The organism is Paenibacillus algicola (genome assembly GCF_005577435.1).
GTDB classification, from domain to species: domain Bacteria; phylum Bacillota; class Bacilli; order Paenibacillales; family Paenibacillaceae; genus Paenibacillus_AQ; species Paenibacillus_AQ algicola.
Genome location: NZ_CP040396.1, coordinates 740,177 through 755,169, shown reverse-complemented (window position 1 = coordinate 755,169; position 14,993 = coordinate 740,177). Strand labels below are relative to the sequence as shown.

General features: G+C 42.0%; 10 protein-coding genes, 1 rRNA gene and 1 riboswitch. Of the genes, 1 reads left to right on the top strand and 10 read right to left on the bottom strand.

The window, feature by feature from the left end; all coding sequences use genetic code 11:
- Nucleotides 1-78 precede the first annotated feature (78 nt).
- The 3 genes from E6C60_RS03445 to E6C60_RS03435 all read right to left on the bottom strand — a co-directional run bounded on the left by E6C60_RS03445 (nucleotide 79) and on the right by E6C60_RS03435 (nucleotide 5,228).
- A 16S ribosomal RNA gene (locus E6C60_RS03445) occupies nucleotides 79-1,631 on the bottom strand.
- Between the two features lie 461 nt (nucleotides 1,632-2,092).
- Entirely contained in the window at nucleotides 2,093-3,460 is a 1,368-nt protein-coding gene (locus tag E6C60_RS03440) for an NCS2 family permease (RefSeq protein ID WP_138224545.1), read from the bottom strand.
- A gap of 229 nt (nucleotides 3,461-3,689) precedes the next feature.
- A riboswitch (purine riboswitch) is annotated at nucleotides 3,690-3,789 on the bottom strand.
- Nucleotides 3,790-3,974: 185 nt separating this feature from the next.
- Complete coding sequence (locus tag E6C60_RS03435) at nucleotides 3,975-5,228, bottom strand: type I restriction endonuclease subunit R, EcoR124 family (RefSeq protein WP_233281124.1); 1,254 nt, start codon at nucleotides 5,226-5,228, stop codon at nucleotides 3,975-3,977.
- Between the two features lie 175 nt (nucleotides 5,229-5,403).
- On the opposite strand from E6C60_RS03435, the gene E6C60_RS03430 reads away from it, so the two are divergent.
- Entirely contained in the window at nucleotides 5,404-7,014 is a 1,611-nt protein-coding gene (locus E6C60_RS03430; protein ID WP_138224544.1) for an IS1634 family transposase, read from the top strand.
- Between the two features lie 11 nt (nucleotides 7,015-7,025).
- Here E6C60_RS03430 and E6C60_RS03425 read toward each other — a convergent pair whose 3' ends face one another.
- The 7 genes from E6C60_RS03425 to E6C60_RS03390 all read right to left on the bottom strand — a co-directional run bounded on the left by E6C60_RS03425 (nucleotide 7,026) and on the right by E6C60_RS03390 (nucleotide 14,873).
- Nucleotides 7,026-7,751, bottom strand: a complete 726-nt coding sequence (locus E6C60_RS03425; protein ID WP_233281123.1) for a type I restriction endonuclease — start codon at nucleotides 7,749-7,751, stop codon at nucleotides 7,026-7,028.
- Nucleotides 7,748-8,977 (bottom strand): AAA family ATPase, encoded by a 1,230-nt coding sequence (locus tag E6C60_RS03420; RefSeq protein ID WP_138224543.1) that lies wholly within the window; start codon nucleotides 8,975-8,977, stop codon nucleotides 7,748-7,750. The genes E6C60_RS03425 and E6C60_RS03420 overlap by 4 nt, the downstream gene beginning before the upstream one ends.
- Before the next feature lie 181 nt (nucleotides 8,978-9,158).
- Nucleotides 9,159-10,775: a nucleotidyltransferase family protein gene (locus E6C60_RS03410; protein WP_175415171.1), complete on the bottom strand. Its 1,617-nt coding sequence runs from the start codon at nucleotides 10,773-10,775 to the stop codon at nucleotides 9,159-9,161.
- Between the two features lie 71 nt (nucleotides 10,776-10,846).
- Complete coding sequence (hisF, locus tag E6C60_RS03405; protein ID WP_138224541.1) at nucleotides 10,847-11,620, bottom strand: imidazole glycerol phosphate synthase subunit HisF; 774 nt, start codon at nucleotides 11,618-11,620, stop codon at nucleotides 10,847-10,849.
- A 28-nt stretch (nucleotides 11,621-11,648) separates the two neighbouring features.
- A complete protein-coding gene (gene hisH, locus E6C60_RS03400) occupies nucleotides 11,649-12,248 on the bottom strand; it encodes an imidazole glycerol phosphate synthase subunit HisH (protein ID WP_138224540.1) in 600 nt (199 codons plus the stop codon).
- A 342-nt stretch (nucleotides 12,249-12,590) separates the two neighbouring features.
- A complete protein-coding gene (locus tag E6C60_RS03395; protein WP_175415170.1) occupies nucleotides 12,591-12,986 on the bottom strand; it encodes an ATP-binding protein in 396 nt (131 codons plus the stop codon).
- A 564-nt stretch (nucleotides 12,987-13,550) separates the two neighbouring features.
- Nucleotides 13,551-14,873: a DegT/DnrJ/EryC1/StrS aminotransferase family protein gene (locus tag E6C60_RS03390; protein WP_175415169.1), complete on the bottom strand. Its 1,323-nt coding sequence runs from the start codon at nucleotides 14,871-14,873 to the stop codon at nucleotides 13,551-13,553.
- Nucleotides 14,874-14,993 lie beyond the last annotated feature (120 nt).

The following is a 14,993-nucleotide window of genomic DNA, read 5'->3' as shown; positions in this document are numbered from 1 at the left end:
AACTGACCAACGAGTGAGCACTAGCCGACCTGGCTAGATTTATTGAATGCTTCCGTTGCAGGAAGCGATTCTCCATAGAAAGGAGGTGATCCAGCCGCACCTTCCGATACGGCTACCTTGTTACGACTTCACCCCAATCATCTACCCCACCTTCGGCGGCTGGCTCCCTTGCGGGTTACCCCACCGACTTCGGGTGTTGTAAACTCTCGTGGTGTGACGGGCGGTGTGTACAAGACCCGGGAACGTATTCACCGCGGCATGCTGATCCGCGATTACTAGCAATTCCGACTTCATGCAGGCGAGTTGCAGCCTGCAATCCGAACTGAGACTGGCTTTTTAGGATTCGCTCCAGATCGCTCCTTCGCTTCCCGTTGTACCAGCCATTGTAGTACGTGTGTAGCCCAGGTCATAAGGGGCATGATGATTTGACGTCATCCCCACCTTCCTCCGGTTTGTCACCGGCAGTCACCTTAGAGTGCCCAGCATAACCTGCTGGCAACTAAGATCAAGGGTTGCGCTCGTTGCGGGACTTAACCCAACATCTCACGACACGAGCTGACGACAACCATGCACCACCTGTCTCCTCTGTCCCGAAGGAAAGGTATATCTCTATACCGGTCAGAGGGATGTCAAGACCTGGTAAGGTTCTTCGCGTTGCTTCGAATTAAACCACATACTCCACTGCTTGTGCGGGTCCCCGTCAATTCCTTTGAGTTTCAGTCTTGCGACCGTACTCCCCAGGCGGAATGCTTAATGTGTTAACTTCGGCACCAAGGGTATCGAAACCCCTAACACCTAGCATTCATCGTTTACGGCGTGGACTACCAGGGTATCTAATCCTGTTTGCTCCCCACGCTTTCGCGCCTCAGCGTCAGTTACAGCCCAGAGAGTCGCCTTCGCCACTGGTGTTCCTCCACATATCTACGCATTTCACCGCTACACGTGGAATTCCACTCTCCTCTTCTGCACTCAAGTTTCCCAGTTTCCAGTGCGACCTGAGGTTGAGCCCCAGGTTTAAACACCAGACTTAACAAACCGCCTGCGCGCGCTTTACGCCCAATAATTCCGGACAACGCTTGCCCCCTACGTATTACCGCGGCTGCTGGCACGTAGTTAGCCGGGGCTTTCTTCTCAGGTACCGTCACTCTTCTAGCAGTTACTCTAGAAGACGTTCTTCCCTGGCAACAGAGCTTTACGATCCGAAAACCTTCATCACTCACGCGGCGTTGCTCCGTCAGACTTTCGTCCATTGCGGAAGATTCCCTACTGCTGCCTCCCGTAGGAGTCTGGGCCGTGTCTCAGTCCCAGTGTGGCCGTTCACCCTCTCAGGTCGGCTACGCATCGTCGCCTTGGTAGGCCGTTACCCCACCAACTAGCTAATGCGCCGCAGGCCCATCCTCAAGTGACAGATTGCTCCGCCTTTCCAGATCTCACTATGCAGTGAAATCAACTATCCGGTTAGCTACCGTTTCCGGTAGTTATCCCAGTCTTGAGGGCAGGTTGCCTACGTGTTACTCACCCGTCCGCCGCTAACTTTCAGAGGAGCAAGCTCCTCATCAAGTCCGCTCGACTTGCATGTATTAGGCACGCCGCCAGCGTTCGTCCTGAGCCAGGATCAAACTCTCCATGAAAGTTGAGTTCCATTGCTCATTTCAAAACTGACGAGATTATAAAATCTCATTGTTGATCTCACCGTAAGGCAAGATCGGTTTAACTCACTCGTTGTTCAGTTTTCAAAGATCAATTCTGTTTCTGTCGCTTTGACAATCTCTCGTCTCAGCAACTTTTATAGTATATCACGTTGGTCCCAACTTAGCAAGCACTTTTTTTTGAAAGTTTGTTTCAAGCATTTCGCTTGCCGTGTCTCTTCACCGTGACATCCAACCACCGTTTCGCGGCCGGAAATATAATATAACACACGGGTCAGTTATTATGCAAGCATTTTATTAATATTTATTTGCGGGGTGAACACGCATGAAAAATCTCTTCTATAATATAGACCGAAAAAGCACACCTAAACAAAGCAGTATTACGTCCATGAAACAAAGTAAAAACCCGCCTCTTCTATAGAGACGGGTCTAAAGATTCTTATCTATTCGATGCCGAGCATTGCATAGCGCAAAACAATAATGATAAACAATATCCACATCAGCCAGTGTACCTTGACGTCGCGACCGGACATTTTAGCAAATACGGAGAGCACTACGTATGAAATAATACCTGCAGAGATTCCGTTAGCGATACCGCCAGTGAACGGCATCAATACAATTGTCAGGAAAGCCGGGAATGCGATAAAGAAATCATCCCATTCAATTTCCCGCACCTGGCTCATCATTAATACTCCCACGATAATGAGCGCGGGTGCTGTAGCAGCTGCCGGTACGATCAGTGCCAGTGGAGCGAGGAACAGGGAGAGAATGAACAGAACTCCTGTAGTTACCGCCGTCAGACCTGTACGTCCGCCTTCAGCTACGCCTGCAGCACTTTCCACGAATGCTGTTACTGTACTAGTTCCCAGGAAAGCCCCTGCACTGACACCGCCAGCATCCACGAGCATTGCTTTACCCAGCTTCTTCTCGCCTTGCTCCTTGTTCTTCAGCAGACCAGCACGGCCTGCAGTACCTACGAGCGTACCGAAGGTATCGAACAACTCAACAAATGTGAAAATAAAAATAACTTCCAGCAAGCCAATGCCAATGGCGCCCTTAATATCCATCTGCCCTACAGCCAGGTTATCAAAGGATGGGAACCAGCTTGCACCGCTCAGTCCCGCTGTGTTCGTTACACCCATCGGAATCCCGATCAATGTCGTTGCCACGATCCCGATCAGAAGCGCACCCTTGACCTTCAACACCATCAGAATCGCAATCAGGAAGAGACCAATTAGCGCCAGCAACACGTCCTTGTGCTCCATGAAGTTACCCAGCGCCAGGTTGAACGCCCCGCCAGCAACAGGCTGGCTGATGTCTGTTTCCGGATTAATGTTAACCGAGACCAGATTACCCAGCTTGAAGCCGATAATGGTGATGAACAAGCCAATACCGACTGTAATGGCAACCTTCAGGTTGTTCGGCACGGCCGTCAGCAGCATTTGACGAACCTTCGTCACGGTCAGGATCAGAAAAATAATACCGGATAAAAATACAGCACCTAAAGCAGCTTGCCACGTAATGGCTCCGTTCGAGCTCAGCACGACGGTCATAAAGTAAGCGTTCAGGCCCATACCCGGAGCAAGTGCAATCGGAATGTTAACAAACAATCCCATCACAATTGTAACGAGACCGGCACCTACCGCGGTGGCGAAAAACACACCCTCCTGCGGAATGCCAGCACCATCAGGACCCAGAAACAGATTGTTGACGAACAGGATGTAAGCCATCGTCATGAAAGTCGTCAAGCCTGCAATCATCTCGGTTCTGACATTTGTTCCGTGTTCCTTTAACTTAAAGAAACGCTCCATTGTTGAGATATCCCCCTTAAAATTAGTGACCAACGACGAAAAGCCCTGAAGAAATATCTCCAGGGCACCCGCTTAAAAAGATATGCATCCCAGCAGTACTGAGCCGGTTGATCCAATTCCATCAACTCTTCCTTCTCCTGCTCCGGGAGTAACACCAGCTGCTTGGATCCAGTCACTACCGGCGGGTGAGAATAAAAAGATGATGGGTGGAGCAGCACAGTCAGCCGCTAAAGCTTGCATTTCTTTTCGTAGCCAGATCATTACGGTGACCTTGTAGAGACTCCCGGGCCGATTCCCAGGATTATACGAAAAAAGCTTATATATCGTTGTTGTCATATTATCTATGAACATTCTAGGTCGAAGGCGTGTTTTTGTCAACAAAAAAAGCGAATAATCGACATTTCATTTCCTGGTATTGTTCGGAAATAACGTCTCACAGCGAAATCTCTATCTCGAACCTCAATAAGTCGAAGATACTAAAATACAATAATGGGAAAATTTATATATATATTTATTATATTTTACCTCCCACTCCCTTAAATTTATCCACAAAGGCAGAGATTTTCTGAAAAACGCTCTGCTTTTTTGTTAAATACTGAGGATTAAGCGGACTCATTTTAGGAAGAATTGCATTTAGCTCTGTTCCATTTTCACTGGCATATTCTCTTTTTAATGAAGTTAGAATATATCTTTTTGCAGCTTCTTCATTAAGATTTTCACTCATAATCAATTCTTCTGCTTCACGTTTTTGCTCCGTTTGAGCAAATGAGAAGAAGGCCTCAATGATACTTGCTTTATCCTGAATTCGATCTAAATCAGCTCGATTGATAAAGTCAACTACCAAACTTTCTTTTGCACGGTTTCCTATGCTGGAACGAATGATGCGACGAACTTCTTCAACCAAAGATGCTTTATCTTTCACCTTTTTGTTATGTTCGAAAATAAGTTCAAGAATGTAATCTAAGTTAATCTCTTGTGATTTCAGAAGATCTACTTCAAAGACAACATCATCCCAATTAATGGTTGAATTACCTTTTTCTCTTCCAGCCTTTTCACGTCGAAACCAATCACGAATATCATTATAGGATGAACGATAATCTTGAACAGCTCTTTCTTCTAACACTTGTGTCTCTTGCATAACAGCTATATCCTCATCTGTTACATAATGTGTAGACTTAAAATCTTCAACTGCATCCGAGTCCGTCAGATCTACGGTTTGTAAAGCTTTTAAAGCTGAATATTCATCATAGTTCTGCAGGATATTTTCAATACGCAGATATTCACCAAATAGTTTAGTAAATTCTTTCTTATCCTTTTCAGTAACAATCTCATCGACATTAGGAAAACGTTCCTTTAATTCTCTTACTACATCAGCATAGCCACGACGGGCTTCACCCGTTGCCACATCAGCGAATCCTTCCATATACTCTTTATAACTTTTTTCCAAGACCACATTTTTAGTGTTTTTATCTCCGAATAGCGTAATGGCGTCTACGGTCGCTTGTTCTAAATCTCTAAAAGTAACAATATTCCCAAACGTTTTGGTGGAATCATAAATACGATTTGTTCTCGAAAAAGCTTGCATCAAGCCATGATTCCTAAGGTTTTTATCCACAAACAAAGTATTTAATGTAGGGGCATCAAAACCTGTTAAAAACATTCCAACTACAATTAACAAATCAATCTCTTTGTCTTTTACTCGTTTGGCAAGGTCACGATAATAATTTTGAAACTCCTTGCTTTCTAAGCCATAATTGGTTCTAAACATTTAGTAAAGTATCTTTTTGAAAAAATGTAGCTGTGAAATCTTTTATATCCTGAGTTCCCGGATTGTGTAACGATGCTGAACGAAAAAGTCGCGTAGTGACAAGGAGTTTCCTTAAAAAAATGGTTGATTTTACCTCGTCATACATATAAAATGTGTAACGAGGTTGGTGTTCATTATGGCTATCATTTATCAAACGAATAAAAAGACAGGCATTACCTATGCCTACAATAACGAGCCCTACTGGGACAAAGAAAAACAGCAGTCTCGGGCAAAACGGACGCTCATCGGGAAAGTCGATCCCAAGACAGGAGAGATTGTGTCCACCCGAGCGTATCGGAGAGAGCCGGAGGCAGAGTCAGGCGCCCCTGCCAAGAAGCGCGGCCCCGTACCAATTACCGGTTTTCTGCGCAGTTTTTACGGCGCAACCTACCTGTTCGATCAAATCGGCCAGGAAACTGGCGTTGAAGCGGATCTCAAGGCGTGTTTCCCGGACAGCTACAAGAAGGTTCTGTCTATCGCCTACTATCTCATCTTGGAAGAAAACAACTCGCTCAGCCGCTTTTCTCACTGGCAGCGCATGCATATTCATCCCTGTGGAGCAGACATTCCTTCGCAGCGAAGCAGCGAACTGTTCCAGTCTATTGAAGAGGCGCAGCGCATGGCCTTTTTCGAAAGACAAGGCAGACGACGCATCGAAAAGGAGTACTGGGCATTCGACATTACCACGATTTCCAGTTACTCCGAGATTCTCAAGCAAGTGAAGAAGGGAAAGAACAAGGAGCATGACCGGTTGCCGCAAATCAATCTGGCCCTGCTCTTTGGCGAAGAATCGGGCCTGCCCTTCTACTACCGAAAGCTTCCCGGCCATGTGACGGACGTCAAGACGGTCCGGCAACTCATGCAAGAGTTCCACATCATGGGCTACAAGAAAGTAAACGTTGTACTGGATCGGGGCTTTTACAGCAAGCGAAATGTGGATCATCTGTATCAGAACCATCAAAAATTTATCATCGGCGTCAAACTGAATCTCTCCTACGTGAAAGCACATCTGGAAGAGGAACGGGAGCGGCTCAAGCTCTGGTCGAATTTTTATTCGCAGTATGGCACCTACGGCATTTGCAAAAGAATCGAGTGGGCCTACGAGCAAGAGAGGCCGTACAAAGGCGATATCTTACAAGAGACGCGCCGAGCCTATCTCCTGCTCTATTACAATCCGGAGAAAGCAGCCAGAGACCAAGCGGATATGAATGAGTATCTGACGAGCCTGCACCGAGATCTGCAGGAAGGCAATCTGCGCGAGCATTGCCGCAAGGACTACACCAAGTATTTCGAAGTGACCGAGACCCCGAAGCGCGGCCGCAGGATTGTACCGAGAGAGGACAAGATGCTGGAGGCGGCTCAAAACTATGGCTACTTTGCCTTGCTCTCCAATGAAGTCAAAGCTCCCGATGAAGCATTGTCACTGTACCGCAGCAAGGACATCGTAGAAAAGGCATTTGGCAATTTGAAAGAGCGACTGAATTTCCGCAGAATGCAAGTTTCTTCGGAAACTTCACTAAATGGCAAGCTATTTGTCGAATTTATTGCACTTATTTACCTTTCTTATGTCAAGAAACGCATGCAAGATGCCGGACTCTTTGATTCCTGGACAATGCAAGGGCTGCTGGATGAATTAGACACAATAGAGCGGTTTGAAGCGCCTGGACACGGTCGAATCTTGGGCGAGGTAACGCAAAAACAGGCTGATTTATTTCGAGCACTGGGAGTAGAGCCTCCCTCGTTATAAATTCCGGGAACTTAGGTTATATCTTTAATTAAGACATTATCCGCTTTGGCCCAATTCATCGTAAAGTCAAAGCTGTTCTTATCCCGTTTCGTCGTATTTGCAAAGTATCGGCTATCTGTACCATTAGAAATCACGAAAATCTGGACAAATTTAAATAGAGAGTTTTCATAATTAAAGCTCTCTTTACTATATCGATGAACCTGATTAAAGGCTTCACGAATGGCAACCCCACGCTTTTTAAGCTCCACTTGTACTAGGGGCAAGCCATTGACTAAGATGGTAACGTCATATCGATTAGCTTGAGTTCCTTTTTGTTCAAACTGCGAAATGACCTGGACTTTATTACCGGCAATATTGTTCTTATCTACTAGGTAGATATTCTGAATATGTCCATCATCAAACACAAAGTCATATATATGATTGTCATGAATTTTACGGGTTTTATCGATATGGTTGTCACTCGGTTTATCTAAATATTGCTCACAAAACCTAAGCCATTCGGCATCTGAAAATTGAACATCATTAAGTTTTTGCAGCTGCACACGAGCATTAGCCAGCATCTGTTCAGGAGTAGTTACATTAGAAACATATTCGTAGCCTTGATTCACTAAATCTTGAATCAGTTCTCGTTCTAAACTAGCTTCCGTTTGATAGCCTACCCCTTGCTCTGCTATCTTGCTATATTTATCTAGTACGATGTAGTGATTTGATTCTACAATAGGTTTGTACTCGCTCATTCATTTCCCCCCTGATTAAACTTTTTAAATCTATATATTTCATTGACCTCATTCATAAGATGCCTTAAAACGTTTTTGTCATCATTTGTTAATAAAACAATTTCTTCAGCTGAATGCTTTGAATGACTGGATAAGTTTAAAATCCTTTTTACATATGCATCCCTATTCCCTTTAACAGGTAACAACAATTCAGACCAATCAGAATAACCTAAAAAAGTGGCAGTCTTTTCTAATATATTTCGAAGAAAGTTAAAGTGATATTTATGTAATTGATCCGTATCAATAGCTTTTTCGATTTCATTTATTAGGAAAAGATGATAAGAAAATGGCGAATCTTTAAGCCGATCAATTAGTTCGTAAGTACTTTCTTCTTTCTTTTCTAGTCTATACCATTTGAAATGTCTATCACTCCTGTAACCTATCTTTTTATCAGAATTATTAAATTCATTAAACAATACGTTATTAAACAACACGTTATAAAAAAGAGGATTATGCGTGGTTATAATGAACTTAAGGTCAATTAATGCAGATGATTTTATTAAACTTGCTAAATTTACTGCTAATTCAATCAGGTGGTTATCGTCTAGTGAAGTCACTGGATCATCTATGAATACATATCCCAGTTGATCAAATTGATCTGTTTCTTTATCTGTTGGTTCCGATTTATCTAATACTTCAATAACTTGTTCAATTAGAGAATAAAAAACACACCATACAAAGCTACTCTCTTCTCCTTTTGAAATTTTAATATTTTTGGTACGTTCATCATGACCACGCTCATATGAAAAGGTAATTTCCGTAAAAGCTTCTACTTTTACAACATTTCCATCCTTATCTTTAGTAGAATAATATTCATTAAAATGTGGAGTTAATTTTTCATCTGTATAATGTTGAAAATTAGATATAATGTTCCTATCTTGCCCTTGCTCTTCAAATATCCATTTTGTAAATGAGTTTGGATGGATTTTAAGTTTTGGTTCAGAATCATTTTTCAAATCATTATCCCAATAAAATAAATCTTCCGTAAAAGCATTATAATAAAGAATCTTCTTACCGTTCACCTCTAAATGCTCAATCTCAACATTTTCCGCAGTAGATTGTGTAAGTAACGATTTGAACTCCCTTGAAAGCCTTGTTTTACCAGTCCCATTAAATGCATAAATCAGTTGAACTTTTTTGCCGTTACCTTTTAACAGCTGGGCAATTTCATATAAACTATTTCCCATACTACACTTTCACCTCACTATTCGGAAATGAAAGTAGCATATCACGGTAATATTCGTATTGTTTTTGACGCAACTCTATTTCACGAGGTAAGCCCTCGGTGATTGAGGATGTTAAGACATCAAACTTGTCTAAAATAGATACGATTCGCTTTTTTTGTAAAGGTAACGCTTGACCAAGGTCCTAATAATTAATTAAAGGGAGATCAACTATATTCACCTCAAGAATTGGAGGTGACTCCCAAAACTCGATGTCCCAAGTATCTAACGCCAATGTGTGCGTTATTGGACCATATATTTGTTCAACTATAGTGGCACAAAAAGCTATCTTTGCAATATTGGATCCATATCGATGACCAATCATTATTAATGGCAGATTGATTTTTAGCAATACAAATCCCTCTCCACAGTGATTCATCGGTTCTATTACATATCGTTCGCTTTCGTTGCGATATACTATCTCCCCGTTATCAGAAGTTATCCAGTAATCAATTAATGTAATTTTTTCAGGTGTGTTATCAATTAAAGAAAACTTCACTTCAAATTTACCTAAATTATGAAATAACTTCTCCTCAACTTTGAATAAAAAATACAAAAATTCGTTATCGAATGTCGGCAATATGCTGAATGCAAATCCGTACTTTCCATCCACAACTTCCAAAAACGGAGACTCATTCCAAGGCTCTTTTCCATCTTCCTTTTGGGGTACAATAAAGGGTGCACAAAAGTTTTCATTTCTTGAACTGAAGCATCTATCTTTAAGTATTCTGACTTGTCTTTCGCTTCTTTCCGAAGATGATTCAAACAGTAGGCTTAGAATTGCTTCTTTTTGCTCATCAATTAGCCAATATCTACTTTCCCCAACTTGGAGAGGCAATGATTTTAATAGTCCGATAAGCATCAGGACACTCTTGTCGTTAAAAATATCATAAGTATACTGAAGGGCGAGCCCCACTTTATCAACTATATTGTACTGTTTAAGTAATCGAGAGAATTCATTATAATTAATTTTAGTTTCATATTTCCTTATAAAATAGAATATATCTACAAAGTCCTTTAATCTGGGTGAATTCAATAGCGAATCAGTATATGCGTTTTCACAGAGGTAAATTAGAGTATGTTCAAGATTTGTAGTGTTAATTAGAGTGCCCGAGATATTTACTGACATCTTTGAGTCAATAAAACTCTTAATAAATTTCTGGTCCTTTATGGTTGAATGTAGGTACCGTCCTAATTCAACAAACACATCAATACTACTGCTATCTTCTCCGATTTTAATAAATTCAAATAGTTCATGATTATTATGCTGCTTATATATAGGAAACGGTAATAGCTCTATCTCAGAATTATTTATTACATACGGATCGGGCCTCCCGCATGCGTGTACATATGAGTTATTTGTTAATATAGAGCTTGCTACAGGTATGTATTGTTCTTCCAATAAAATATCAATATCTCCCGAAGCTCTATCGTATTCACTACCGTAAATCATAACCGATAAAGGCATACCCTTTATAATAATTGAAGGTACATTATTTTGTTCAAACAACCTAGAAATATTTTTAACATTTTCACAAAGGACATCTATCTTCCTGATAATCTTATTGTATTCATCTTCCCACAATGTCTTACAGTCATCGGGAATTAAGTGACTGATTCCATTAAATACAAGCGGTGTAATCTTTTGCCTCTTGACGAAATAAAAAAAGTCAACCCAGTCAAGTAAAAACAATTTTTCCTTTGGGACAGTCCCTTTTGTAATTTCAATAATAATCTCTAGGAAAGTATCCTTTGGCCTCAATATACAACCCCCTATAAGAAAAAATACTCAATAAGTCTTTGTGAATTCTACACTTTTATATAACATTAGACTTATATCCGAATAGCCAAACCTTCCTCCAATAGATACTTTTTTATGTCTTGAACTGTGTATTCCTTATAGTGAAGAAGTGATGCTACAAGTGCTGCATCAGCATCACCATCGTTAAAGACATCTCTAATATGCTCAAGTTTACCAGCTCCACCTGATGCAATTATTGGTATCTTTACGCTTCTGGAGAGTGTTTTTATTAACTCTAAATCGTAACCCTCTTTTGTCCCATCCTTTTCAATACTAGTACATATTACTTCTCCAGCTCCCAGCGATTCTGCATACTTCACCCATTCCACCGCGTCCATACCAGTGTTTTCATGTGCTGAATGAGTATATACCTCCCATTTTGTAACTTCATTTTCTTCATTATAGATTGGCATAACATCAAGACCTAGAACCACACATTGACTTCCAAAGACTTGTGCAGCTTCTGATATAAGTTCTGGCCTTTTAACCGCAGCAGAGTTGATGCCAACCTTGTCAGCACCCGAGCGGAGAACCCTTCTAATATCATCAACTGTTTTTATCCCGCCAATAACAGAGAAAGGTATAAAAACATCCTCAGCCACTCTTCTTATCCAATCATACTTTACTTCTTCATTGTGTAAAGATGCTGATGTATCCAAATATATTATTTCATCAGCACCAGCTTCGGCGTATAGCTTACCTAATTGAGCGGGGTCACCGATAACTGTAGGATTTCTAAACTTCACATACTTCACAGCTTTATCCTGTAGAACATCAATTGCTGGAATAATTCGTTTTGTTAACATATTAACACACACCTTTACTTGCTATTTATTAGGAACCACAAAAGTTATTAAGCAACAACAGTCCGCATTCCCCACTCTTTTCCGGGTGGAACTGCACTCCCACTACATTATCTTTACTAATAACACTGGAATAACGTACGTTTCCGTACTCCGTTACTCCAACAGTTTCCTTTGGGTTTATCGTCGAGGCAAAGTATGAATGTACAAAATAATAATAAGTTTTATTCGGGATTCCTTTAAAAATGTAATGCGATTCTGCTTCAACCTGGTTCCATCCAATATGCGGCACCTTTATATTGTCTCTAAACCTTTCCGTGTGACCTTCTATGACACCTAAAGAATCAGTACCACCTTCTTCAGAATAGTCTAGTAACAACTGCATGCCGAGACATATACCCAACAGAGGAATCCCTTTATTAATCTCACAAATAATTAATTTCTCCATTCCACTATTGTTTAGCAATTCCATCGTCTTTCGGGCATTTCCTACGCCTGGGAAAATGAGCTTGTCAAAACCCGTAAAATCGCTCTCAGCTGTAATAAATTTAATGTTATATCCCAAATACTTCAGAGCATTACTAACACTGTGTAAGTTTCCAGCCCCGTAGTCGATAATACCAATCTTCATGTAACAAATCCTCCAAACCATACATCGGCTTTTATTATATTGAAGAAACTAACATTTATTGTTGGTTTATTATAAGAAACTCATACTCTTATACATCCTATTCCCTCCGAATGTCCCGGAGCATCATGGAACGTGTGGGGCGGCGAATGTAATCTGACAAAATGCGGCCACGAAACTGAAGCTCCTTGTGGGGTCGCAGCTTCCCCTGTAGTCGGGTTACGGATCTGATTTTGGATTTCGTCGGGAATGTAGATCCACTCATCCAGCATAAGTAATTGACAACATTGGATCCCTCTCATGAAGCGCTCAAGCGTACCACTCGTCGTGTCTCGGTCAGACGCTTCATGCTCGAAGTCCTGCTGTAATTAGCCAGTGCGTCTTGACGGTACCAACAGGTCCATATAGGACAAGATTTCGCTTACTTTGAATAAACGTCCCTTCCGTTAAGTCGTTCCATTGCAAGGCCGAGGGCAATTTCACCCCATGCCGGTCGTATCCATCCAGCCTTTTGAAGGCGGGAAAGCCTGCACGCGTGAGCAAACGGCTCCGGCGGCTGCGTTCACGGCTCTCCACTTCCCCGGCGAGGACCCGGTGAAGGAACTCTTCCTGCTTTGGTGTTGCTTCTGTCTCGCACAGCTGCACTGCACGCTGGCTGAGTACTAACTTCTTGCAGAAGGTAGAGTTCTCGCTCCTGCCACCTGTAGAAGCATGTCGTATACACCAAGATCGACTGAGCACGTTACTAGCCACCTTGCCACCAACACAACGCCGTTAGCGCAAGACAGGTTCCGAGCTCCCTTGCCTGTTCCATCGCTTGAAGTTCTGTGTCGAAATGTATCTACTCGAGAGTTCCTATATCGTTCGCAGTGTTCACGCAGTCGCTTAGCCTACTTGCGACACACTCTACCGTTTCACCAACGAAGAACTGCACGTAGCCTGCGTTGCTGTAGGAAAGCATCGCACAGGAAACTTGTACATATGCTTCTCGCCATTTGCGTCGTAGAAGTCAGTTTCGCCGAAGTCCACCCGCGCTTCCCCGGCTTCCAGTCGAGCACCAGCTTACCTTCTTGATACCTTTGCTTTCGGAGACTCTTCACATAGCGCTGGATACTGGGTACGAAAATGTCATAACCCTCACATACCGCAACAAGACGTTTGTGGGCCTGCATTGCGGTATGCCGCTGCTTGTATCGATGGATGCTTATGATCTTCCCCAAGGTCATTTCTGTATGAAAGGCTTAAAGGGACGCGGCTTAGAAGACTGCGCGTTCTTCGGTTCCTTGTGTCGTTCCTGTAAAGCGTCTACCGCGGTCTTTCGTCATTTAGCCCATGTGTATGCTGCCCAACCTTGTACTGTAAAGTCACAGGCGACAATATGTTTGATACCTTTTTTATAGCTTTTATATATTCATTAATAAGTGGTAAGGAATCAAGACTCATAAATGAAGGGATACTTATTAGGTTCTTATAAAATTCTCTTGCACCTAAATACGGCTCTAACAGTCGAGGCTTCCAATGATTTGCATATTCAAGACCTACATAATTGTGCCTAAATATAGGCATTTGATCCAGTGGTGGAACTGATGGCCTATGAACTTCCAAGCCTTCTGACTGTAGAATTCCGATATATTCATCAACGCTAATAGGTCTATCATTTATAAACAATTTATTTTCAATATATCTCGCCCTATAACCAAAGAACCCCCCCATAGTGACATATTCTTTTATTATTGGTGGTATTATTCCATTGGATTCTTCTAACCCTTGAGAAATCACACTCGTAATTCTATTCCTCTCTGAAATTCTCTTCTCCAGTTGCAAAAACTCATTTTTAGCAATTACAGCTGCAAGTGGATGAATTCTATATTTCAGCCCATAACCAGTTTCCGCAAATTGCTTTAAGAAAGGATCCTGTACATCTCTTGCAGACCTACCTCTATAGTGCCCTAATAAACATGCCCGTTCGTATATATCACGATCACTTGTGATCAAGAAACCTCCTTCGCCGGCCGGAACAGTCTTTGTTGCTTGCATGCTAAATACTGCAACATCCCCAAAAGTTCCAACTTTTCTATCAAAATATGTCGAGCCAAATGAATGTGAACAATCTTCAATTAACTTCAATCCATGTCTATTACAGATTTCGACAATTTCATTTAGATCTACTGGATGCCCAAACATATGAGTTACCACAATACAAGAAGTTTTTTCAGTTATTGCCTCCAGTATTGCGCTAGGAGATATATTTCCAGTCTCACTACTAACATCCACTAGCACCGGAGTTAGACCGCAGTGAATTGCTGGAGTGATACTTGCATGAAATGTAGAAACAGGGACAATTACCTCTGAACCTACTTTTAAATTCAATGCTACGTAAGCAGAATGCAGAGCGTTGCTTCCAGAGTTAGTGGTTAATACGTAATCGATACCAAAGTAGTCTTTTATTACTTGTTCTAATTCAAATACAACCCCTGATCCGTCAGCAATCGACAATGGTTTTCGATCTTTTAAGTATTGCGTCACTTCATTGATACAATTATCCGATAGATAAGGCCACTCCAGGTGGGGTTTTATTTTCTTCACAGTTGGTTCTCCACCGAAATAGGCTAGTTCAGAGTAATTCATAAACATCCTCCCAATGTCGTTAAATGTTCTTTTGGGCATCCATATTTCTTGCTCCATCACTGGGTCTTAAACCTTGTTGTAAGTCCCGCTACCAGTTATAGCAATCCCAGCACACCGAAG

Excerpts from the sequence above, each read along its gene's own strand:
- E6C60_RS03440 (WP_138224545.1), bottom strand. The coding sequence starts at position 3,460 with ATGGAGCGTTTCTTTAAGTTAAAGGAACACGGAACAAATGTCAGAACC.
- E6C60_RS03435 (WP_233281124.1), bottom strand. The coding sequence starts at position 5,228 with ATGTTTAGAACCAATTATGGCTTAGAAAGCAAGGAGTTTCAAAATTAT.
- E6C60_RS03430 (WP_138224544.1), top strand. The coding sequence starts at position 5,404 with ATGGCTATCATTTATCAAACGAATAAAAAGACAGGCATTACCTATGCC.
- E6C60_RS03425 (WP_233281123.1), bottom strand. The coding sequence starts at position 7,751 with ATGAGCGAGTACAAACCTATTGTAGAATCAAATCACTACATCGTACTA.
- E6C60_RS03420 (WP_138224543.1), bottom strand. The coding sequence starts at position 8,977 with ATGGGAAATAGTTTATATGAAATTGCCCAGCTGTTAAAAGGTAACGGC.
- hisF (WP_138224541.1), bottom strand. The coding sequence starts at position 11,620 with ATGTTAACAAAACGAATTATTCCAGCAATTGATGTTCTACAGGATAAA.
- hisH (WP_138224540.1), bottom strand. The coding sequence starts at position 12,248 with ATGAAGATTGGTATTATCGACTACGGGGCTGGAAACTTACACAGTGTT.
- E6C60_RS03390 (WP_175415169.1), bottom strand. The coding sequence starts at position 14,873 with ATGAATTACTCTGAACTAGCCTATTTCGGTGGAGAACCAACTGTGAAG.